General features: G+C 60.0%; 23 protein-coding genes. 16 read left to right on the top strand and 7 right to left on the bottom strand.

The genetic code is table 11. The features are described from left to right. Window positions 1-36: 36 nt before the first annotated feature. Together Q2T52_RS06825 and Q2T52_RS06820 are read left to right on the top strand one after the other, a co-directional pair. Window positions 37-285: a type II toxin-antitoxin system Phd/YefM family antitoxin gene (locus tag Q2T52_RS06825; protein ID WP_302075895.1), complete on the top strand. Its 249-nt coding sequence runs from the start codon at window positions 37-39 to the stop codon at window positions 283-285. Next, window positions 285-686 carry a type II toxin-antitoxin system VapC family toxin gene (locus Q2T52_RS06820; RefSeq protein ID WP_302075894.1) on the top strand — a complete coding sequence of 134 codons (402 nt, stop codon included), beginning with the start codon at window positions 285-287 and terminating at the stop codon, window positions 684-686. Before Q2T52_RS06825 ends, Q2T52_RS06820 begins: the two co-directional genes overlap by 1 nt. An 8-nt stretch (window positions 687-694) precedes the next feature. Here the strand turns inward: Q2T52_RS06820 and Q2T52_RS06815 are convergent, their stop codons facing one another. Together Q2T52_RS06815 and Q2T52_RS06810 are read right to left on the bottom strand one after the other, a co-directional pair. After that, on the bottom strand, window positions 695-1,039 hold the full coding sequence (locus Q2T52_RS06815) for a cupin domain-containing protein (RefSeq protein WP_302075893.1): 345 nt from the start codon (window positions 1,037-1,039) through the stop codon (window positions 695-697). 52 nt (window positions 1,040-1,091) lie between these two features. Further along, window positions 1,092-2,378 carry an O-acetylhomoserine aminocarboxypropyltransferase gene (locus Q2T52_RS06810; RefSeq protein WP_302075892.1) on the bottom strand — a complete coding sequence of 429 codons (1,287 nt, stop codon included), beginning with the start codon at window positions 2,376-2,378 and terminating at the stop codon, window positions 1,092-1,094. Window positions 2,379-2,631: 253 nt separating this feature from the next. On the opposite strand from Q2T52_RS06810, the gene Q2T52_RS06805 reads away from it, so the two are divergent. Next, complete coding sequence (locus tag Q2T52_RS06805; protein ID WP_302075891.1) at window positions 2,632-3,060, top strand: DUF6455 family protein; 429 nt, start codon at window positions 2,632-2,634, stop codon at window positions 3,058-3,060. 108 nt (window positions 3,061-3,168) lie between these two features. Here the strand turns inward: Q2T52_RS06805 and Q2T52_RS06800 are convergent, their stop codons facing one another. Together Q2T52_RS06800 and Q2T52_RS06795 are read right to left on the bottom strand one after the other, a co-directional pair. After that, window positions 3,169-3,609: a CoA-binding protein gene (locus tag Q2T52_RS06800; protein ID WP_302075890.1), complete on the bottom strand. Its 441-nt coding sequence runs from the start codon at window positions 3,607-3,609 to the stop codon at window positions 3,169-3,171. A 108-nt stretch (window positions 3,610-3,717) separates the two neighbouring features. Continuing rightward, the gene (locus Q2T52_RS06795) at window positions 3,718-4,845 is read right to left on the bottom strand and encodes an FAD-dependent oxidoreductase (RefSeq protein ID WP_302075889.1); all 1,128 of its coding nucleotides are present in this window, start codon (window positions 4,843-4,845) and stop codon (window positions 3,718-3,720) included. An 87-nt stretch (window positions 4,846-4,932) separates the two neighbouring features. Here Q2T52_RS06795 and Q2T52_RS06790 point away from each other — a divergent pair, with 87 nt between their 5' ends. From Q2T52_RS06790 to rpsI, 4 genes are all read left to right on the top strand, one after another. After that, a complete protein-coding gene (locus Q2T52_RS06790) occupies window positions 4,933-5,604 on the top strand; it encodes a TetR/AcrR family transcriptional regulator (protein ID WP_302075888.1) in 672 nt (223 codons plus the stop codon). Window positions 5,605-5,673: 69 nt separating this feature from the next. Further along, a complete protein-coding gene (locus Q2T52_RS06785; protein WP_302075887.1) occupies window positions 5,674-6,018 on the top strand; it encodes a hypothetical protein in 345 nt (114 codons plus the stop codon). Between the two features lie 259 nt (window positions 6,019-6,277). Beyond that, window positions 6,278-6,742 carry a 50S ribosomal protein L13 gene (gene rplM / locus Q2T52_RS06780; RefSeq protein ID WP_302075886.1) on the top strand — a complete coding sequence of 155 codons (465 nt, stop codon included), beginning with the start codon at window positions 6,278-6,280 and terminating at the stop codon, window positions 6,740-6,742. A 2-nt stretch (window positions 6,743-6,744) separates the two neighbouring features. Continuing rightward, a complete protein-coding gene (gene rpsI / locus Q2T52_RS06775; protein ID WP_302075885.1) occupies window positions 6,745-7,212 on the top strand; it encodes a 30S ribosomal protein S9 in 468 nt (155 codons plus the stop codon). A 106-nt stretch (window positions 7,213-7,318) separates the two neighbouring features. Here the strand turns inward: rpsI and Q2T52_RS06770 are convergent, their stop codons facing one another. Next, window positions 7,319-8,014, bottom strand: coding sequence for a carbonic anhydrase (locus tag Q2T52_RS06770; RefSeq protein ID WP_302075884.1), 696 nt, complete (start codon window positions 8,012-8,014; stop codon window positions 7,319-7,321). Between the two features lie 334 nt (window positions 8,015-8,348). Between Q2T52_RS06770 and Q2T52_RS06765 the strand changes: the two genes are divergently transcribed. The 5 genes from Q2T52_RS06765 (at window position 8,349) to Q2T52_RS06745 (ending at window position 11,968) form a co-directional block, all read left to right on the top strand. Next, the gene (locus Q2T52_RS06765) at window positions 8,349-8,693 is read left to right on the top strand and encodes an antibiotic biosynthesis monooxygenase family protein (RefSeq protein WP_302075883.1); all 345 of its coding nucleotides are present in this window, start codon (window positions 8,349-8,351) and stop codon (window positions 8,691-8,693) included. 1 nt (window position 8,694) lies between these two features. Beyond that, a complete protein-coding gene (gene speB / locus Q2T52_RS06760) occupies window positions 8,695-9,648 on the top strand; it encodes an agmatinase (protein ID WP_302075882.1) in 954 nt (317 codons plus the stop codon). Window positions 9,649-9,701: 53 nt separating this feature from the next. Next, a complete protein-coding gene (argC, locus tag Q2T52_RS06755; RefSeq protein ID WP_302075881.1) occupies window positions 9,702-10,634 on the top strand; it encodes an N-acetyl-gamma-glutamyl-phosphate reductase in 933 nt (310 codons plus the stop codon). A 19-nt stretch (window positions 10,635-10,653) separates the two neighbouring features. Next, window positions 10,654-11,043, top strand: coding sequence for a VOC family protein (locus tag Q2T52_RS06750; RefSeq protein ID WP_302075880.1), 390 nt, complete (start codon window positions 10,654-10,656; stop codon window positions 11,041-11,043). A 103-nt stretch (window positions 11,044-11,146) separates the two neighbouring features. Further along, complete coding sequence (locus tag Q2T52_RS06745) at window positions 11,147-11,968, top strand: DODA-type extradiol aromatic ring-opening family dioxygenase (protein ID WP_302075879.1); 822 nt, start codon at window positions 11,147-11,149, stop codon at window positions 11,966-11,968. Between the two features lie 2 nt (window positions 11,969-11,970). Here the strand turns inward: Q2T52_RS06745 and Q2T52_RS06740 are convergent, their stop codons facing one another. Beyond that, window positions 11,971-13,062 (bottom strand): COX15/CtaA family protein, encoded by a 1,092-nt coding sequence (locus Q2T52_RS06740; RefSeq protein ID WP_302075878.1) that lies wholly within the window; start codon window positions 13,060-13,062, stop codon window positions 11,971-11,973. A gap of 120 nt (window positions 13,063-13,182) precedes the next feature. Between Q2T52_RS06740 and Q2T52_RS06735 the strand changes: the two genes are divergently transcribed. Together Q2T52_RS06735 and Q2T52_RS06730 are read left to right on the top strand one after the other, a co-directional pair. Next, window positions 13,183-13,392, top strand: coding sequence for a DUF2842 domain-containing protein (locus tag Q2T52_RS06735; protein WP_302075877.1), 210 nt, complete (start codon window positions 13,183-13,185; stop codon window positions 13,390-13,392). Between the two features lie 123 nt (window positions 13,393-13,515). Then, window positions 13,516-14,805: a GNAT family N-acetyltransferase gene (locus Q2T52_RS06730; RefSeq protein ID WP_302075876.1), complete on the top strand. Its 1,290-nt coding sequence runs from the start codon at window positions 13,516-13,518 to the stop codon at window positions 14,803-14,805. Here Q2T52_RS06730 and Q2T52_RS06725 read toward each other — a convergent pair whose 3' ends face one another. Further along, window positions 14,806-17,184: an exopolysaccharide transport family protein gene (locus Q2T52_RS06725; protein WP_302075875.1), complete on the bottom strand. Its 2,379-nt coding sequence runs from the start codon at window positions 17,182-17,184 to the stop codon at window positions 14,806-14,808. Window positions 17,185-17,401: 217 nt separating this feature from the next. On the opposite strand from Q2T52_RS06725, the gene Q2T52_RS06720 reads away from it, so the two are divergent. Together Q2T52_RS06720 and Q2T52_RS06715 are read left to right on the top strand one after the other, a co-directional pair. After that, the gene (locus Q2T52_RS06720) at window positions 17,402-17,953 is read left to right on the top strand and encodes a polysaccharide biosynthesis/export family protein (RefSeq protein ID WP_436799494.1); all 552 of its coding nucleotides are present in this window, start codon (window positions 17,402-17,404) and stop codon (window positions 17,951-17,953) included. A 5-nt stretch (window positions 17,954-17,958) separates the two neighbouring features. Further along, on the top strand, window positions 17,959-19,110 hold the full coding sequence (locus tag Q2T52_RS06715; protein ID WP_302075873.1) for a glycosyltransferase family 4 protein: 1,152 nt from the start codon (window positions 17,959-17,961) through the stop codon (window positions 19,108-19,110). Window positions 19,111-19,147: the final 37 nt, after the last annotated feature.

Below are 19,147 nucleotides of genomic sequence, written 5' to 3'. Positions count from 1 at the left end.
CATGTAATCTGGGCTTCTGGACAGCGGAGCCCGACCATGCGCCATGTTACGATTGCGGAAGCCAAGGAACATTTCGATGAGCTGATCGCGCTCGTGCGCGAAGGCGAGACCGTGGTGCTTACGGACGGCGGGCAGACAGCGATTGAGCTGAAAGCCACACCACCCGTGCCGAAGAAGGTAGATATCGAAGCGCTGAAGCGTGATCTGGCGGAATTGCGTGCATCAATGCCGAAGTTCACGGCGGAAGAACTCGCACAATATCGTCGCGAGGGCCAGAAGGGCTGATGCAGCTTGTCATCGACGCTTCCGTCACCGCGTCATGGCTCTTGCCCGACGAAAACTCGCCGGAAGCTGAAGCCTGGCTGGAAAGGCTGAACAGCGTCGGCGGCTTTGCGCCGCTTCTTTGGCTTTATGAGGTGACCAATATTTGCGTCATGGCCCATCGCCGCGGTCGACTGTCGTCGCTGCAGTTGGCCGATGCATTGAGCCGCATGGACAAGCTTCCGATCGCGATCGATCAATCTGTCCCGCTCATGGCCATCCGTTATCTGGCGGAGCGCCACAACCTCACCATCTATGACGCCGCCTATCTCGAGCTCGCGCTGCGGCTGGACGGGCACCTCGCCACCTTCGACAGGGCGCTGGCAGAGGCAGCGAAAGCCAACGGCGTGTTGGCCATATTATGATCAGAGGCCTACAGCCTGATCACATAGTCCTTGCGAGTCGTTTCAACCACTTCCCAGCTTCCCTTGAAGCCGGGTCTGAGGATCAGTCGATCGCCTGCCCTAAGGTGAACCGGTTCGCCGCCATCCTCGGTGACGATCGAATAGCCTTCGAGGATGTGGAAATATTCCCATTCGTCGTAAGACATGCGCCACTTGCCGGGCGTCGATTGCCAAACTCCTGCGTAAAGCCCGCCTTCGGCCTCCTCGATATTCCAGGTGGTGAAGCGCGGATCGCCTGAGATCAGCCGGTCCGGCGCAGGCGCGCCCTCTTCCGGCGTGATGGTCGAGAGATCGAAGGAAAGCTGGCGGGACATGATCAGGCTCCGGACGAAGAGACGGCACCGGATGCGCCGTCTCCTCACGTCTTTAGATCTTTGCCAGCGACTGTTCCAGATCGGCGATGATGTCGCTAGAATCCTCGATACCGACGGAGAGACGCACAACATCCGGACCGGCACCGGCTGCCACCTGCTGCTCCGGCGTCAGCTGCCGATGCGTGGTCGAGGCCGGGTGGATGACGAGCGAGCGCGTATCACCGATATTGGCAAGATGCGAAAAGAGCTTCAGCCCCTCGACAAAGCCCTTGCCCGCCTCATAGCCGCCCTTCAGCCCAAAGGTGAAGACGGCGCCGGCTCCCTTCGGCGAATAACGCTGCTGCAGCGCATGGTTCGGATCATCCTCCAGCCCCGAGTAGGAAACCCAGGCCACCTTGTCGTGGGTCTTCAGCCATTTCGCGACCGCCAGCGCATTGTCGGAATGGCGCTGCATGCGCAGCGGCAAAGTCTCGATCCCGGTGATGATCATGAAAGCGTTGAAAGGGGAAATTGCTGGCCCGAGGTCGCGCAGACCCAGAACGCGGGCTGCAATGGCAAAGGCAAAATTGCCGAATGTCTGGTGCAGCACCACCCCACCATATTCCGGACGCGGCTCCGAAAGCATCGAATATTTGCCTGGCTTAGCCGACCAGTCGAATGTACCACCATCGACGATAATGCCACCCATGGAATTGCCGTGGCCGCCGAGAAATTTCGTCAGCGAATGCACGACGATGTCGGCACCATGCTCCAGCGGCCGCACGAGGTAAGGGCTTGCCATGGTGTTATCGACGATCAACGGCAGGCCGTGACGATGAGCGACGTCAGCGATTGCGGCGATATCGACAAACGTGCCAGCCGGGTTGGCAAGGCTCTCGATGAAGATCGCCTGCGTGTTCTCATCGATCTGCGCCGCGAAGCTTTCGGGATCATTGGTATCCGCCCAGCGCACTTCCCAGCCGAAGTTCTTGAAAGCATGGCCGAACTGGTTGATCGAACCACCGTAAAGACGGCGTGCGGCGATGAAATTGGTGCCGGGCCGAAGAAGGTTATGGAAGATGAGAAGCTGGGCCGCGTGGCCTGAGGCGACGGCCAGCGCCGCGGTGCCGCCTTCAAGGGCCGCGACGCGCTCTTCCAGCACTGCCTGGGTCGGGTTCATGATGCGGGTGTAGATGTTGCCGAACTGCTGCAGGCCGAAGAGGGCGGCGGCATGGTCGGCATTCTCAAAGACGAAGGATGTCGTCTGGTAAATTGGCGTGGCGCGCGCGCCGGTCGCCGGGTCCGGTGCGGCACCGGCATGGATGGCGAGCGTCGAAAAGCCTGGATTGTGATTGGTCAAGGGTCCCTCCCCGATTGTCTTCGGAATCGTCGCCTGCCGGCGATCTGCGAGCGAAATATAGCCTCTGGCTTTCGCCGCCGACAGCCGCAGGGCTGCGGCATTTCAGATCAAACAGGATGATTTTTTGGTCGCGGGCCAATTTCGGGAACATCACTTCTCAAAGCCTGATGAACTTGACCAAGATCAATGCCCGCGGGGCGCCGCGTGGCATTCTGTCTCCACGATGATTTCAACGTCGCTGGAGACCACGACCATGACAGAAACTGCCTCCCCACTCGCCCAACGCGTCGGCGAACGTCTGGCCAACTGGTATTCGGAATTCCGCACGCGCTTGGAAGAAGAGAACGCGCTCCTCAATCTCGACGCAGAAAGCCGCCGTCAGCTGGCGGAAGACTGTTCTGTCAGCGCAGATACGCTCCTACAAATCGTGCGTGCGGGTCCCAACGGCGCCGCAGAGATGGAAAAGCTGATGAAGGCTCTGCATCTCGACAGCGCAGAACTGCAGACGCATTCACCTGACGTCTATCGCGAAATGCAGATCAACTGCGCGACCTGCCGCGACAAGGGACGTTGCCGCCACGATCTCGAGAACCACACGGCACCGGTCACGTTCTCGGAATACTGCGTCAATACGGCCATTCTCAATCGGCTGCAGGCAGAAACGCCTCTTATGGAGGAATAGGGTCCATGCCCGCCGCAATAGCCGGATGATCGTTTCGAGGCGATCAACCGGTTGAGGGCTTGCACCCGCGGCGAGTGCGAGCCCTCAATTGCTCGACGCGGCTGATCGTCAGTGATGGCGATGCCCCAGCAGGCGCGGATATTCAATCGCCGGGCAACGATCCATGACAACCTTTATGCCGGCGGCCTCCGCCTTTTCCGCCGCCTCATCATTGCGCACGCCCAGCTGGAGCCAGATAGCCTTCGGCGGATGATCGAGCGCCAGCGCCTCATCCACCACACTTTCCACATGTTCGGACGCGCGGAACACGTCAATCATGTCGATCGTATCCGGAATCTCAGCCAGATCGCCATAAACCTTCTGGCCGAGGATCGTCTTACCCGCTTGGCCGGGATTGACCGGCACCACGCGGTAACCTTTTGACAGCAGAAATCCCATGACGCCGTGGCTCGGGCGGCTTGGATTGGGTGACGCGCCGACGAGCGCAATCGTTTTGACTGATTTCAGAACGTCAGCGACATAACCGTCTTCATATCGATCGTGGTTCATGACTGGTTCCTCCCAAGACAATCTTGGATGTTATGAATTATGCTCCATGTGGGTACCGCGTGTCTTAATGCAAATGTTAAGATTGAATCCGCTGTCCCACAATCGCGATCAGAGCTGATATTCCGCGAAGGCATCGACCAGCGATTGGGGCGCATTGTCGCCAAACAACAGGTTGGCGGTACGCTCTGCATCTTCCGCCGCAGCCCTGCTGCGGGCAAACAGTGCCGTTTCATAGGCGGCCAGGGCAGCTTCATGGTTGCCGGGATTGGCGATCAGGGCCTTGGCGAGTTCCGCACCGTCATAGAGAGCAAGGTTCGCACCCTCGCCGGAGGGGATCATCAGATGCGCGGCATCTCCGACCAGGGTGACGCCCGCCAACCGCTCCCAGGCGTGATCGATCGGCAGCGTATGAAGAATGCGCGGCACGGGCGGCGTGTCGCTCTGCGTGATGAGGGCGGTCAGCGCGGGCGCCCAGCCCTCGAACTCCGCAGCGATCGTCGCGGCTGCGGCCTTCGGGTCGGCGAAATCAATGCTCTCGATCCATTCCTGCGGCCGGTTCAGGGCGATATAGGCATGCAGCACGGCGTTCGGTTCCCGGTGCGCCATGATGCCCTGGCCCGGCGCCACGGCAAAGAGAGAGCCGCCGCCCACCGCCGCGGCGGTTTCGGCGTGGCGCCTGTCGGCATCATACAACCAGGTTTCGATAAAGGTGGTACCGCTATAGATCGGCTTTGCGGGTGACAGAAGCCGCCGCACCTTCGACCATGCGCCATCCGCGCCGACCAGCAGGTCCGTCGTGACGACAGTTCCGTCGGCAAAGGAAAGCTCATAGCCACCCGCTGGCCGCGGCAGGCAGTCCGCGAGCTTGCGGCCCCATTGCACCGTGCCAGGCACAAGCGAGTCCAGCAGCATCTGGCGCAAGGCGCCGCGCAGCACTTCCGGTCGCCCGCCGGTTCCGTCGTCTGGCGTATCGAAAAGAACGTTGCCGTGTCTGTCCAGCGCGCGCGTCTGCTGGCCACCCGGCTGGATCAGGGAGAGGAATTCCTCGTAGAGCCCTGCGTCCTTCAGCGCCAGCTGGCCGTTGAAATCATGGATGTCCAGCATGCCGCCCTGGGGCCGGTGATCGGCAGAAGGGTCGCCCTCGAACACCATCGCGGTGACGCCGTGTACCTGCAGGACGCGGGCGAGCGTCAGGCCGCCGAGACCGGCGCCAATGATGGCAATGGGCATGTGCATGGGATTGTCTCCGCGGGAAGGTGTGAAAGCCGGAATGGAATGTCGTTCCATAGTTGGAATGCCGTTCCATTCATGTCAAGATGAGGCATGAAGAAAGCTTCCGGCACCAGACGTGACACATCCCTTTCCCGCGAACAGATCGTATCGGCTGCGATTGCCTTGCTGGACGAGGCGGGCATACAAGGGCTCACCTATCAGGCGCTGGCGAAATCGCTCGCGACAGGCGCTGGCGCCATTTACTGGCACATTGCCAACAAGAGCGAATTGCTGACAGCGGCCTGCGATCACATAGTATCCCACCGCCTATTGAGTGTTTCGCCCGACCTGCCGCCGAAGGACATGCTACGCAGCCTGGCGCTGGAACTGTTCGACATGATCGATGCGCATCCCTGGATTGGCTCAGGTCTGATGCAAGGCGCCGCGGACATGCCGATGGCGCGCATCATCGACGCGCTGGGCCGGCAGGTCTCGCAACTCGGAGTTCCGCACGCGATGGAATGGTCGGCCACCTCCGCGCTCTTCAGCTACATCCTGGGGGTGGCGGGGCAGAATGCAGCCAACGCCCAACATGCCCGCCAGCACAATCTGGACCGATCCACCTTTCTGAATGATGTTGCCTCCGCATGGGAGCGGCTGGATCCGGCGGCCTTTGCCTTCGTACAGCGGATTGCGCGGCAGCTCCCCGCGCATGACGACCGAGCCGACTTCCTTGCCGGCGTTGATCTCATCCTCAGCGGCTTGACGGCAACACCTGCATGATGGCGTCTGCGACTTGGATTACGCTCTGCGCGCCCTATCTACCCCCACTCCCCAGAATGGACCGAAACCATGCGCCCCATCCTTTTGTCCGTCAGCCTGAGCCTGCTCCTCGTGACTCAGGCGCATGCCATTTCCCGCTACCAGTCGAAAAGCATGACCTGCGATCAGGTGCATAGCGCAATCGAGCGCGAGGGGGCGGTCATCCTACGTTACTCCGGCCGATCGGGCGTTCCGCTCTATGATCGCTATGTCTCCTCCCGCCGCTTCTGCTCGCCCGGCGAATTCGCGAAATCCGGCACGGTGCCAACCTCGGATCAGGCAAGCTGCCCGGTCCGCAGCTGTGAGGACATCCCGCCGCCGGATGATTGCGACAGCTTCGTTGCGGAAGGCTGCACGGGCATGGACGGCCCCTGAGATCAGATTTTCGCGTCCCGCACTCTGAAATTTTGTGGTAACATTATACCACCTAAGCAAACCATTGATTTTTATCGCTTAATTTTTACGCCGGCCTTTTGGCGCGACTTGACGCTTCACATGCTCGCAGCTTATAAGCCCGCATCCATGAAAGCCTCGGGTTTTCTGGATGTTTGGCGCCTCGACGTGCCAAGCCAAGCAACAAAAAACGCCCATAGCCGGGTCACCCCGCTCTGGGATCACCAGAAGAGAGCAATCAATGTCTACCTTCGTTCAGAAGCCCGCCGAGGTGGAGAAGAAGTGGGTCGTAATCGACGCAGAAGGTCTCGTCGTCGGCCGCCTCGCCACCATCATTGCAAACCGCCTTCGCGGCAAGCACAAGGCAACCTATACCCCTCACGTTGACGACGGCGACAACGTCATCGTTATCAATGCCGAGAAGGTCGTTTTCACCGGCAAGAAGTACTCCGACAAGAAGTACTACTGGCACACCGGTTACCCGGGCGGCATCAAGGAACGTACGGCTCGCGCCATCATCGAAGGCCGCTTCCCGGAGCGCGTTCTCGAAAAGGCTGTTGAGCGCATGATCCCGCGCGGTCCGCTCGGCCGTCGTCAGCTGAAGAACCTTCGCGTTTACGCTGGCGCCAACCACCCCCACGAAGCTCAGCAGCCGGCCGTTCTGGACGTTGCCAAGCTTAGCACCAAGAACACAAGGAGCGCCTGATCATGGCTGACCTTTCTTCTCTGAAGGATCTGGGCACCTCTGCCACGGCATCCGCTCCGGTTCATGAGCGCAAGGTTGACGCTCAGGGCCGCTCCTACGCAACCGGCAAGCGCAAGAACGCTGTTGCCCGCGTATGGGTCAAGGCTGGCACCGGCAAGATCGTCATCAACGGCAAGGAATTCAACGCGTATTTCGCACGCCCGGTTCTGCAGATGATCCTGCAGCAGCCGATCCTGGCTGCAGCACGCACCGGCCAGTTCGACATCATCGCAACGGTTACCGGTGGCGGTCTCTCCGGCCAGGCCGGTGCTGTTCGTCACGGCATCTCCAAGGCCATGACCTACTTCGAGCCGGGCCTGCGCTCGGTTCTGAAGAAGGGGGGCTTCCTGACCCGCGACAGCCGCGTTGTCGAGCGTAAGAAGTACGGTAAGGCCAAGGCCCGCCGTTCGTTCCAGTTCTCCAAGCGCTAATCGCTGGAGACCGGTTACGGTCGAAAAAATCAAGGCGGAGCTTCGGCTCCGCCTTTTTTGTTTGCGCAGATGCTGGCCGCCGTCATTGCGACGGCCATGTTGATCCTCAGCCCAGGAACTCGACGGCGCCCGTATCTAGGTCATAGCGGCCATAGACGACCTTGACCTTGCCGTGATGGATGAACTCGCTGACGATCGGGCTCTTTTCCGTGATCTTCTTCGCCGTCAGGCGGGCGCTTTCCTTGACGACGTTATCGACATAATCGCCGGGCTTGCCGCGCATCGCCTTGGCCGCTGGCAGGATGGCCTTCACCATCGGGCCAATGGAGCCCGGCAGCTTGGTGCCTTTTTCCGCCACTTCGCAGGCAGCGGCAATCGCGCCGCAACGCTCATGCCCCAGCACCACAATCAGCGGCGCGCCGAGATGCTCGACCGCATATTCGATGGAGCCCATGGTCGCGACATCAGCCATGTTGCCGGCATTGCGGCAAACGAAGAGATCGCCCAGACCCGTGCCGCCGAAAACCAGCTCCGGTGCCACGCGACTATCGGCGCAAGCGAGCACGACAGCCCAGGGATTCTGGCCCTTGGCCACCGTTTCACGGGTCTTCATCATGTCGGCGGCGCAGACTTCCGGCGCCTTCTGGTATTTGAGATTGCCGGCCTTCAGCTTCTCAAGCGCCTGATCCGGCGTCAGTGTCGTTGCGGCGATCGCCGGAGCGGCATTGAAAAGGCCACTTCCCAGCCCTCCAACGCCAAGAGCGGCGCCCGCAGCCATGCCGAAAAAGCTGCGTCTATTCATGTTCAAGCATTCGTTACACATTGTTGGATCCCCATCCGCCAGAATTGCGGGGCAAGTCTATTCCGAGGATACGCCAATGCAACTATCCAAAATGAGCTAGACCGCATGAGCGACGTGAAATTTCTATGAAATTTATCTAAGCATTATCTTATCTATAAATATTTCCTAATTTATACACACATTACATTACCGCACTTCGCGAGACGTACGTTTTTGAGGCATAGGCATTCAAACAAAGCACGCAGATGCTTTGGCGCATGGCATCAGGAATTGGAATTTGTGCATCAATGGTCTTCCTGTTCTTGTAGACCCATTCAAGTGCACGGAGAGATCAATGTCTGCTTCTTCTTTTTCCGAACTGCCCGAGCCGCCCTATTACGTTGTTACTTTCTCATCCCAGAGAACCGAGGGGCATAACGGCTATCTCGCTATGGGGCAGGCCATGGCGGAGCTGGCCGCACAACAACCGGGTTACCTCGGCATGGAAAGTGTGCGCGGCGAGGACGGCTTCGGCATTACCAATTCCTATTGGAAGGATGAGGAAAGCATCCGCGCCTGGAAACGTGTTATGGACCACGTGGCCGCGCAGACACGAGGCCGTGCCGAATGGTATAGCCGTTATCAGGTGCGCGTGGCGCTCGTGCAGCGCGCCTATGGTTTTACGAAGAAAGACGGATGACATGGCATCGAAATCGATCGACCACGCCTTCACAGGACAGGAACTGACCTCCGCCGCGACCGACCCCACCTATGCCGGTGCGCTCTCCTTCATGCGCCGCCGGTTTACGAAATCGCTCGAGGGCGTTGATTCGGTTGTCTGGGGCATTCCCTTCGATGCCGCCACGTCTAACCGTCCGGGCGCCCGCTTCGGAGCACAGGCCATCCGCCGCGCCTCAGCGATCTTCGACAACGACCCGCAATATCCGTTCCAGCGAGATCTCTTCGAAGCGATGGCGGTCATTGATTATGGGGACTGCCGGCTGGACTATGGCAATCACTGGGAGACCCCAGCGACGATCGAGAACGAGGCTTCGCATATTCTCGGCAGCGCCAACTTCCTGCTGACGCTCGGCGGCGACCATTTCATCACCTGGCCGCTTTTGAAGGCGCATGTGGCAAAGCATGGTCCCCTGGCGCTGGTGCATTTCGACGCGCATCAGGACACATGGTCCGATGACGGCAAGCGTATCGATCATGGCTCATTCGTGGTGCGCGCCGTGCGTGATGGGTTGATCGATCCCAGCCGCTCGATCCAGATCGGCATCCGAACCCATGCGCCTGAGGATTGCGGTATCCGCATTCTCTACGGTCATGAGGTCGAGGATATGCGCGCATCCGAGATCGCGAGCCTCGTCACGGAGCATGTGTCAGGCGCCCCCACCTACCTGACCTTCGATATCGACTGCCTCGATCCGGCCTTTGCGCCCGGCACCGGCACGCCGGTCGCTGGTGGACCATCGAGTGCAAAAATGCTGTCGGTTCTGCAGAACCTTCATAAGCTCGACATCCGCGGCGCCGATGTTGTCGAGGTGGCGCCTGCTTACGACCACGCGGATATTACCGCCATTGCAGGCGCAACAGTCGCAATGTATATGCTCGGGCTCCGTGCGGAAAAGCTTGCGCGGACCCCATGACAAACTGATTCAGGAATTCATTCCAAGCTGCTGAACACACTGGAGTAACGATCATGACAGCGAAAATCTTCATCGACGGCGAACATGGCACAACGGGTCTGCAGATCCGTACGCGCATGGCCGACCGCCGCGATGTCGAATTGCTGTCGATCCCGGAAGCGGAGCGGCGCAATGCCGCCATGCGGGAAGATCTGCTCAATAGCGCCGACATCGCCATTCTCTGCCTGCCGGACGATGCTTCCAGGGAAGCCGTCTCCATGCTGTCCGGCAATAACAAGGTGCGGATCATCGACACCTCGACAGCGCATCGTGTGGCACCGGACTGGGCATACGGCTTTGCAGAGATGGACAAGGCGCAGGGCGAAAAGATCCGTTCCGCCCGCTACGTCGCCAACCCGGGCTGCTACCCGACTGGCGCGATTGGCCTGATCCGCCCTTTGCGTGCCGCCGGCATTCTGCCGGATGGCTACCCGGTCTCGGTCAATGCGGTCTCGGGTTACACCGGCGGCGGCAAGCAGATGATCGCCCAGATGGAAGACGCAAGCCGCGAGGATGCGATCTCCGCCAACAACTTCCTCTATGGGCTCACGCTGAAGCACAAGCATGTGCCCGAGATGAAGATCCATGGTCTTCTGGATCGCGCTCCACTGTTTTCGCCATCCGTCGGTCGCTTCCCGCAGGGCATGATCGTGCAGGTTCCGCTGTTCCTGGAAGATCTGTCGGACGGCACCACGATCGAATCGATCCATCAGGCGCTGGTCGCACATTATACCGGCCAGGACATCGTGACGGTCGTGCCGCTGGAAGAGAGCGCACAGGCAGCCCGCATCGACGCGGAGGAACTGGCCGGCAAGGACACGATGAAGCTCTTCGTGTTCGGCACGCCGGGCGGCGCGCACGTGAATCTGGTGGCGCTACTCGACAACCTCGGCAAGGGTGCATCGGGCGCGGCAGTTCAGAACATGGACCTGATGCTGTCGGCGTAAGACTTAAGGTGAGCGGGCGATGCTGGATCATATCGGACTGTCTGTTTCGGATCTCGCACGCTCGCGCGCTTTCTATGATGCAGTGATGCCGACCATCGACGCCGCCTGCGCGATGGTCGTGACTGCCGAAGAAACGGGCGGCACCTACGAGGGTGCAGGCTATGGCCGCGCCGGCAAACCATCCTTCTGGATCGGAACCGGCGGGCGCACCAAAGGCTCACTCCACATCGCCTTCGCCGTAGAGAGCCGAGCGCAAGTGGATGCATTCTACAAGGTGGCTATGGCAGCCGGCGCGACGGACAACGGCGCGCCCGGCTTGCGCCCCCATTACCACCCGAACTACTACGGCGCCTTCGTGCTCGATCCCGATGGACACAACATTGAAGCCGTCTGTCACAAACCGGAATAAGATGCCTTCGTTCACAATTTCAGAACGTATCGTCGTCTGACGCACCTATTTCCGTAAACAATAAGCTCTGCTAGTCTTTCGCCATAAACTGAGGCGGTAGACCATGAGCAAAAAATTCCCTGTCTATTTTATTCCCCATGGTGGCGGTCCCTGGCCCTTCATGGAATTCCCGAAAAACGAACAGGGCAAAGGTCCCTGGGATGAGCTCGGGGATTTCCTGCGCGGATTGGACAAGGAAATCGGACGCCGGCCGAAGGCCGTTCTGGTCGTGTCCGGCCACTGGGAAAAGGAACCGGTCCCAACTGTCAGCACCGCCGCGAAACCGGGAATGCTGTTCGACTACTATAATTTCCCGCCGCACACCTACGAACTCTCCTACCCTGCCCCAAACTCGCTGGAGCTGGCGGCTCGCGCGCGGCAACTGCTTTCGGCTGAAGGCATCGAGTCAGCAGAGAATGCAGAACGCGGTTTCGACCACGGGGTCTTCATTCCCTTCATGCTGATCTATCCGGAGGCGGATGTGCCACTGACGATGATTTCGCTGAAGAACACGCTGGATGCGGAAAGCCATCTGAAGATCGGTCGGGCCTTGGCACCGCTTCGCGATGAGGACGTCCTCATCATCGCGTCGGGCATGACCTATCACAACATGCGCAAGTTCCGCACCGCCGAGCCTGATCACGTTGCCGAAGCCATCCGCTTCGACGACTGGCTGGCGGAAGCGGTCGAACTGCCCGATGAGGCGCGCACGGCAAAGCTTTCTGCCTGGGAAGACAACCCCGACGCCCGCGCCTGCCATGTGCCTGATCATGACCACCTTGTGCCGCTGTTCGTTGCAGCGGGTGCTGCTGCCGGAGAGCCGGGAAAGCGCATCTTCAAGACTGATTTTCTCGGCAAACCCTACTCCGCCTACCGTTTCGGCTGAGATCAAGCCTTCACAGGTTCTCTGGTGAATTCGCCATAGAAACCGCGCCAATGGGCGATCGCATAGCCCAGTACGATCAGCGCGCCGCCCTGATGGGCGACGCCCATATCAACGGGCACATGCATGACAAGCGTGCCGATGCCGAGCGTGGCCTGCAGGCAGACCAGCAGGAAGAAAACGACACTACCCCGCGCGTGTTTGGTGCCGGGAGCCTTCTTCAGCGACACGACCATGTGAACGAATGTGGCTGTCAGCAGCAGATAGGCGCCGCAGCGATGGACGAACTGGACGGTCTTCGGGTTCTCGAAAAGGTTGATCCACCAGGGTTGTTGGAGGAAAAGATCGCCTGGAATGAGCGCACCATCCATCAGCGGCCAGGTGTTGTAGGAAAAGCCGGCATCCAGCCCTGCTACCAGCGCGCCAAGATAAATCTGGAACAGAGCGAGCCCTGCCAGGGCCGCCGCGGCGTACTTTGATTCCGCCGTTGGTGGGCGATCCGTCTTCTGCGGCGTCAGCCCGCGCATGATCCACACGCAGCTCGAAAAGATCAGACAGGCCATGATGAGATGCGTCGCCAGCCGGTACTGCGACACGCTGGTCAGCTTGGTGAGGCCTGACGAAACCATCCACCAGCCGATAAAGCCCTGAAGACCGCCCAGCGCCAGAATGCCGACGAGCGGCCAGCGCAGGCTTCGCTCGATGCGTCCCGTCAGCCAGAAGAAGGCGAGCGGCAACGCGAAGATGACACCGATGGAGCGCGCCAGCAGGCGATGCGCCCATTCCCACCAGAAGATCTGCTTGAACTCGTCAACGGTCATGCCTTTGTTGACCAGCTCATATTGGGGGATTTTCTGGTAGAGGCGGAATTCTTCTTCCCATTCGGAAGCGCTGAGAGGGGGGATGACACCGTGGATCGGCTTCCATTCCGTGATGGAGAGACCAGAGCCGGTCAGGCGTGTAGCGCCGCCGACCAGAACGAGACCAAACAGGGCGGCAATCACCACCCACAGCCAGATGCGGATCGCTTTCCGATCCTGCGTGAGCCGATGATCTTTCTCCACCTGCCCCACCATGATTGCATCCGCGCTTGCCATGGGATCTCCTGACATTTGTCAACACGTCATCTCACCGCGTTGATTTGCCCCAGCGGTCGGTGCAATACAAGACCCGCAGCTTTGCGGCATGCGGTCGCGGTGGATGGTTGAGGAGAATTCATGCCCCTTCGTTTGAAGAAGTTCATCGGCACCATCCTGATCATTATCCTGGTGCTGGCCTATGCGCTGATCGCAACCACCGTTGCCTCACTGACACTGGCCACCTCTCCCTGGTGGATCCACCTCCTTTATTTCTTCCTGACGGGTCTTCTCTGGATCCTGCCGGCCATGCTGATCATCAAGTGGATGGCAGGGCCGAAGGCTCGCTGATTTACGCGATGTTCACCATCGTGACGATTGGCCGGATCGCGGTGCGGCCATTAAAGGCTTATTGCAGATCCTCCTCTACGGTTCGCTTCAACCCTTGTTTGAAATGATTTGAGGCGATCCGGAATGAGACAGGAGGCGGAAGACGCGGTCGATGCACTGGCATCGGCAACGGATTTCAACGAAGCCCCGGATATGGCCGTCACGCGTGCAGCCTCGCCCAGCCCTGCCGCAGCGGACGCACCATTGCGCGTGGAACAAATGACGTTCAGCGTCGCCAACGACATGGTTGCAATCGAGACGGAATGGCGCGCGCTGGAAGCGTTGTCCGCGAACTCCCTGCATCAGGCTTACGATTGGTGCCGCGCCTGGGCCGATGCCCAGGGGTCGGAACTGCTCCTCATCAAGGCCGAGGTCAATGGTCGGTGCGTAATGCTGCTGCCGCTTGAAGTGATGCGCCAGCATGGGGTGCGCGTGGTAAGTTATCTTGGCCAGGGACACAACAACTTCAACACCGGTCTCTTCGCCAGTGACTTCCCGGCTCTGTCGCAAGAAGAGATCTCACTGTTCAAACGGCAGATGCGACATGTCATGAGCGGCAAGGCTGACATGGTGCTGTTGGAGGCAACACCACCGGTGTGGCGAGGCGTTCCGCATCCACTCGCGGGCCTGACAACAATCGAAAACCCCAATCACACATTTCAGCTCAATCTTCATCGGAGTTTCGAAGCAACACTTGCCCAACTGAACGCCAAACGGCGGCGCAAGAAATTCCGTGTCCAGACACGCCGGCTGGAAGAAATGGGCGGTTACGCGCACGCATGTCCGGACACTCTGGAGGGCCAGCGAGACCTGCTCGAAGCCTTCTTCCGGCAGAAGGGACAGCGCCTGCGGTCCCAAGGCCTGCCGGATGTGTTTGCTCCGGAAGACATCCGCAGCTTCTTCCGCCGCCTTCTGGAGGCGCGAACAACGAACGAAACCTATCCGCTGAAACTTCACGCCATCAGCCTGCAGGGCGAGCATGCCGGACGGATCGCGGCGATCGCGGGCCTTTCCCGCAAGGGCGACCACATAATCTGCCAATTTGGCGCGATCGACGACTCGCTCGCACCGGAAACCAGCCCGGGCGAACTTCTGTTCTGGCTGATGATTGAGCAGGCCTGCTACGAAGGGGCTGCTTTGTTCGATTTTGGCCGGGGTGACCAGCCATACAAGCGCAGCTGGTGCAATATAGAGACCGTCGCCCATGATCTGATGATCGCGATCTCTTGGCGCGGCCTTTTGGCCACCCAGGTGCACGTGGCGACGGCCAGAGCGAAGGCGGCCATCAAGCGCAACCCGGCACTCTACCGATTCATCCAGCGCCTGCGCACGAAGGACGCAGCACCCGCCACGCCCACGGAGGCGGCCGACTGATCAGGCCGCCTGGCGGCCCGACGAGCGGGTGGGTGTCCCACTGATTTCCACCGACATTACCAGCGGGTTGGCATACCCTTCAGCGACATACTCTGCCAGGAGTTCATCGACCTCAGCCTCGTCAGCACGCGGCAGCGACAGAATGATTTCAGCGTCGGCATTGCGCGTGAGGCGCGACAGGCCCCGCACATCTGCCTGCCCGCATTCGACGATCACAAGATCATAAGCGTCCGTCAAAGCATCTAGGATCATCGTCAATCGGTCGGCCCCACGCATGGCCTGCGCCGCATCGGCGGTTCCGCGCGGAATGATATGGGCGTCGGATAGCCGGTCCGGATGAAGCGTGTCGCCGAAGGCTGTTTCGCCACACAGAAGATCGGTGATGCCAGCCAAGCCGCGATGCTCGGCCATCAGCCGCGTGGGGCAACCGGTTCCCGTCATATCGACAAGCACCACGCTCCGGCCAGCCTCGGCCACCTCGCGTGCCAACATCACAGTCGCCGTCGAGCCCTCGTCGCCGGTTGGAGAAACGGCAATGGCAAGCGGCACATCACGGCGCACCAGATAGTCACAGACAGCCTTGAGGCTGAGATGCGGCAGAGGCGTCGGTTCCTGACCGTCGCTTGCCGCTGCCATTCGGGACTGCTCTTCCTGATCATACTCATCGTGCAGGGAAGGGTCGGATATGACGCGATCTTCGATGGGTGTTCGCAGCTTCATGGCGGAGGATTCGGCAACCGTTTCCACCTCGGATGCGACCTTGCGGCTCCGGGACTTTTCGACTGCGGCAGACTCATCGGAATGAGCTTTGCCGTCCCCCAACGGGCGCAGGATCTTTCGCCAGATCGGAACGTGATTGGCAGCAGGGGGTGTGGCAGGCTGCGTAACGATCACCGTCTCCGCGACCGGAACCGGCGGCGCTACGGCGACAGGCGGCACAGCGGGCGCCGCCAAGGGTGGGGCTACCGCCACCACTTCGACATCCTCGGCAAAACGCAAGCCTCGTCCTGTGAACAGGCCGACGATGATGATGCCCAGTGCCTGCAGCACCAGTGTTGCCAGCGCCACGACGATGGTGATCGGCCAGATCTTGGGGAAATAGGCTTCCGACGGCTCGACGGCGGTCGAGACGATGCGCGCATCCGCAGGCGTCGAATTGCGGTCGACGCGCGATGCCGCCTCGCGATAGCGCGCCAGATAGGTTTCCAGCAACTGGCGCTGTGCCGCTGCCTCACGCTCCAGCGCCCGCAGGCCGACTTCCTCTTCGCCCGCACGGGCGGAGTCGGATTTCAGGCTGGTCAGTTGCTTCTGCAACTGATCCTCGCGAAGCTTAGCAACATTGGCTTCGTTTTCGAGGCTCGCCAGGATCTTGCGCGTCTCGTTTTCGACCTGTTGACGGATGCCGGCAAGCTGGGCACGCAGCGCCTTCAGGCGCGGATGCCCATCCATCAGGGTGACCTGCAGATCGGAAATCTGGGACTGCAGATTGATCTCTGTTTCCTTCAGCCGCTGGATCATTGCAGAACCGACGACGTCGCTCATGCTGTCGAGGCTGCGCCCCGTTTTCAGAGCATTGCGGACGTTTTCAGCACGCGCTTCGGCATTGGCCCGATCGGCCTTGATACGGGCAAGCTCGGTCGAAATGTTGTTGAGCTGCTGCGACGAGAAGCTCGCCGTGTCGCTGGTCTGAAAAAGGCCGTTGGAGGAGCGATAATCCGCGACCTTCTTTTCGGCGTCCCTCACCTTTTCCCGCAGGTTTGCGATCTCGGGCTCCAGCCACCGCGTGGCTTCCGTATGGGTATCGAGCTTTGCGCCGCTCTGCATCGTGAGATAGAGGTCAGCCATGCTGTTTGGAATGCTGGCGGCGAGCTTGGGGTCCTTAGAGCTGAACTCAATGGCAATGACGCGGGAACCCTCGACAGGATAGACTTGGAGTTTCTCACGGAAGGTTTTTATGACGCGCTCTTCCGGTGCGAGATCCATCGGGTCTTGCTTCAGGTGCAGCAGCACCAGGGGATCTGGCAGAAGCCGGTGTGCATCCGGATCAAATTCCTTCAGCTCGTAAAGCTTCAGCTGCTTGGCGACGGCCTTGATAAGATCCGCCGATTGCAGGATCTGCGCCTGGCTGACCACGTTGTACTGGTCAAGCACCGGTTCGCTTCCACCCTGCTGCGACTGGCCGGTCAGGTTCTGCGCACGGTTCTCGATAAGAATGCGCGTCTCCGCCTTATAGGCCGGCGTCATCAGGCTGGTGCCAACAAGCGCGAGAGCACCTGCCAGTGCCGTGGTCGTCAGGATCCGTCTCCGGCGCTCCCAGATGGCGCTGAAAAGTTGGCCGATATCGATATCTGCATCCTGATTGCCGCTTACACCAGACATTGCGCGCTCCAGCTTAAAGTGTGGCGGCAGCGTAAAGGATCATGGTAACTCGCCCGTTAACAACCGATAGATGAATGCGATCTGCGGAGAGGCCTCCCAATGGCGGGGAAATCGACGGATTATTTACCGAGGGTTAACCCTAATGGAATGATAACAGGCTCTAGTTGGGTTTCAACCGGAGTTCGCGTGGATGTCATCCTCACGCATCAGATCTGTCATGGCATTGACGATTGCGCTTGGCGCCTCGGTAGCGCTTGCAGGCTGTAATGCCTATGCGCCGGCTCCGCGCGCCTTTGAGCAGGCAACTATCCAGCCCTATCGCCTCGATAGCGGCGATCGTCTTCGTGTGGCCGTTTTCGAACAGACAGCGCTCACCAACACCTATACCGTCGACCAGGCAGGCTACATCTCCTTCCCGCTGATCGGCCAGGTGCCTGCACGCGGCCAGACGCTGACGCAGCTGGAGAAAGCCATTGCCACCAAGCTTCGCCAGGGCTACCTGCGCGATCCTGATGTGACCATCGAGGTGGACCGCTATCGTCCCGTATTCGTGATGGGCGAAGTGGGCAGGCCCGGTCAGTATTCCTATGTGCCCGGCATGACAGCGCAGAACGCCATTGCCATCGCCGGTGGTTTCACGGCACGCGCCAACCAGCGTGACCTTGATGTCACCCGCAAGATCAACGGGCAGATCCTGACCGGCCGCACCTCTATTTCCGCACCCGTTCTGGCAGGCGACACGATCTATGTTCGCGAACGGCTGTTCTAAAACCTATGGAAGATGCCAGGCCGCTTAGGATCATCCACTGTTTTCGCTCGCCGGTTGGCGGAATTTTTCGCCATGTGCGCGATCTCGTCGAAGAACATCGCAGTGCTGGCCACGATGTCGGCATTCTCTGCGATAGTTCGACGGGCGGGGCGCATGAGGAACGGCTGTTCTCGGCAATACTGCCGCAATTGTCGCTCGGGCTGGTCCGCATGCCGATCCGGCGGGCCATCAGTCCGACCGATGCTCTGGCGCTTTATAAAAGTTACAAGCATATCAAAAGTTTGCAGCCTGATGTCCTGCACGGGCACGGCGCCAAGGGTGGCGTCGTGGCCCGGCTCATCGGCTCGCTTCTGCGGGTGAACAGGTATCGCGTAGCCCGCCTCTATTCCCCCCATGGCGGCAGCCTGCATTACAGCCGGACAAGTCCGGCAGGGCGGATCATCATGGGCATCGAGCGCTTTCAGGAGCGCATGACCGACAGCCTGGTTTTCGTCTGCGATTACGAGCGCAGGACCTATCAGGAAAAGATCGGCAAGCCTCGCAGCCCTGCCAGCGTGATCTATAACGGCATCAAGGACAGCGAGTTTCATCGCGTTCCACTTGATGAGAACGCCGCCGACTTTCTCTACATCGGCATGATGCGCGACCTTAAAGGCCCCGATGTTTTCATCGAGGCCTTTGCGCGCACCGAACAGCTGCGTGGCCGCCCCTTGACCGCTGTTATGGTGGGCGATGGCCCGGACCGCGAACGCTACCGCGCTCTGATCGCCAAACTCGGCCTCTCCCGGCGCATTCGCATGCATGATGCAATGCCCGCCACTCAGGCTTTTGCACTCGCGCGCACCGTCGTGGTACCATCGCGAGCCGAAGCCATGCCCTATATCGTGCTGGAGGCGCTTGCCGCACAGAAGCCAGTCATTGCCAGCCGCGTGGGTGGTATTCCCGAAGTACTGGGTTCGAGCAGTGCGGCCCTGGCGATACCCGGCGACGCAAAAGATCTCAGCCGCATCATGGCCGAGACGTTGGCAGATCCGGACTGGCAGGTCCGCGTGATGCCGAAGCCGGAAGATTTTCAATCCATCTTCTCGGCCTCCCATATGGCGCATGACATGATAGCCCTCTACCAGAACCTCCAGCGGCAAGGTTTAAAGTTCTGACTTCTGTTTCACGCTAACCGAGCAACTATAAACTTTC

Source organism: Rhizobium oryzicola, from assembly GCF_030504645.1.
GTDB lineage: Bacteria > Pseudomonadota > Alphaproteobacteria > Rhizobiales > Rhizobiaceae > Neorhizobium > Neorhizobium oryzicola.
The sequence above is the reverse complement of the archived record's forward strand: the minus strand, read 5'-3'. Positions and strand labels throughout refer to the sequence as shown.

Excerpts from the sequence above, each read along its gene's own strand:
- rplM (WP_302075886.1), top strand. The coding sequence starts at position 6,278 with ATGTCTACCTTCGTTCAGAAGCCCGCCGAGGTGGAGAAGAAGTGGGTC.
- Q2T52_RS06785 (WP_302075887.1), top strand. The coding sequence starts at position 5,674 with ATGCGCCCCATCCTTTTGTCCGTCAGCCTGAGCCTGCTCCTCGTGACT.
- Q2T52_RS06770 (WP_302075884.1), bottom strand. The coding sequence starts at position 8,014 with ATGAATAGACGCAGCTTTTTCGGCATGGCTGCGGGCGCCGCTCTTGGC.
- Q2T52_RS06765 (WP_302075883.1), top strand. The coding sequence starts at position 8,349 with ATGTCTGCTTCTTCTTTTTCCGAACTGCCCGAGCCGCCCTATTACGTT.
- Q2T52_RS06715 (WP_302075873.1), top strand. The coding sequence starts at position 17,959 with ATGGAAGATGCCAGGCCGCTTAGGATCATCCACTGTTTTCGCTCGCCG.
- Q2T52_RS06815 (WP_302075893.1), bottom strand. The coding sequence starts at position 1,039 with ATGTCCCGCCAGCTTTCCTTCGATCTCTCGACCATCACGCCGGAAGAG.
- argC (WP_302075881.1), top strand. The coding sequence starts at position 9,702 with ATGACAGCGAAAATCTTCATCGACGGCGAACATGGCACAACGGGTCTG.
- Q2T52_RS06800 (WP_302075890.1), bottom strand. The coding sequence starts at position 3,609 with ATGAACCACGATCGATATGAAGACGGTTATGTCGCTGACGTTCTGAAA.
- Q2T52_RS06795 (WP_302075889.1), bottom strand. The coding sequence starts at position 4,845 with ATGCACATGCCCATTGCCATCATTGGCGCCGGTCTCGGCGGCCTGACG.
- speB (WP_302075882.1), top strand. The coding sequence starts at position 8,695 with ATGGCATCGAAATCGATCGACCACGCCTTCACAGGACAGGAACTGACC.
- Q2T52_RS06730 (WP_302075876.1), top strand. The coding sequence starts at position 13,516 with ATGAGACAGGAGGCGGAAGACGCGGTCGATGCACTGGCATCGGCAACG.
- Q2T52_RS06725 (WP_302075875.1), bottom strand. The coding sequence starts at position 17,184 with ATGTCTGGTGTAAGCGGCAATCAGGATGCAGATATCGATATCGGCCAA.
- Q2T52_RS06740 (WP_302075878.1), bottom strand. The coding sequence starts at position 13,062 with ATGGCAAGCGCGGATGCAATCATGGTGGGGCAGGTGGAGAAAGATCAT.
- Q2T52_RS06735 (WP_302075877.1), top strand. The coding sequence starts at position 13,183 with ATGCCCCTTCGTTTGAAGAAGTTCATCGGCACCATCCTGATCATTATC.
- Q2T52_RS06750 (WP_302075880.1), top strand. The coding sequence starts at position 10,654 with ATGCTGGATCATATCGGACTGTCTGTTTCGGATCTCGCACGCTCGCGC.
- rpsI (WP_302075885.1), top strand. The coding sequence starts at position 6,745 with ATGGCTGACCTTTCTTCTCTGAAGGATCTGGGCACCTCTGCCACGGCA.
- Q2T52_RS06820 (WP_302075894.1), top strand. The coding sequence starts at position 285 with ATGCAGCTTGTCATCGACGCTTCCGTCACCGCGTCATGGCTCTTGCCC.
- Q2T52_RS06790 (WP_302075888.1), top strand. The coding sequence starts at position 4,933 with ATGAAGAAAGCTTCCGGCACCAGACGTGACACATCCCTTTCCCGCGAA.
- Q2T52_RS06720 (WP_436799494.1), top strand. The coding sequence starts at position 17,402 with ATGGCATTGACGATTGCGCTTGGCGCCTCGGTAGCGCTTGCAGGCTGT.
- Q2T52_RS06745 (WP_302075879.1), top strand. The coding sequence starts at position 11,147 with ATGAGCAAAAAATTCCCTGTCTATTTTATTCCCCATGGTGGCGGTCCC.
- Q2T52_RS06825 (WP_302075895.1), top strand. The coding sequence starts at position 37 with ATGCGCCATGTTACGATTGCGGAAGCCAAGGAACATTTCGATGAGCTG.
- Q2T52_RS06805 (WP_302075891.1), top strand. The coding sequence starts at position 2,632 with ATGACAGAAACTGCCTCCCCACTCGCCCAACGCGTCGGCGAACGTCTG.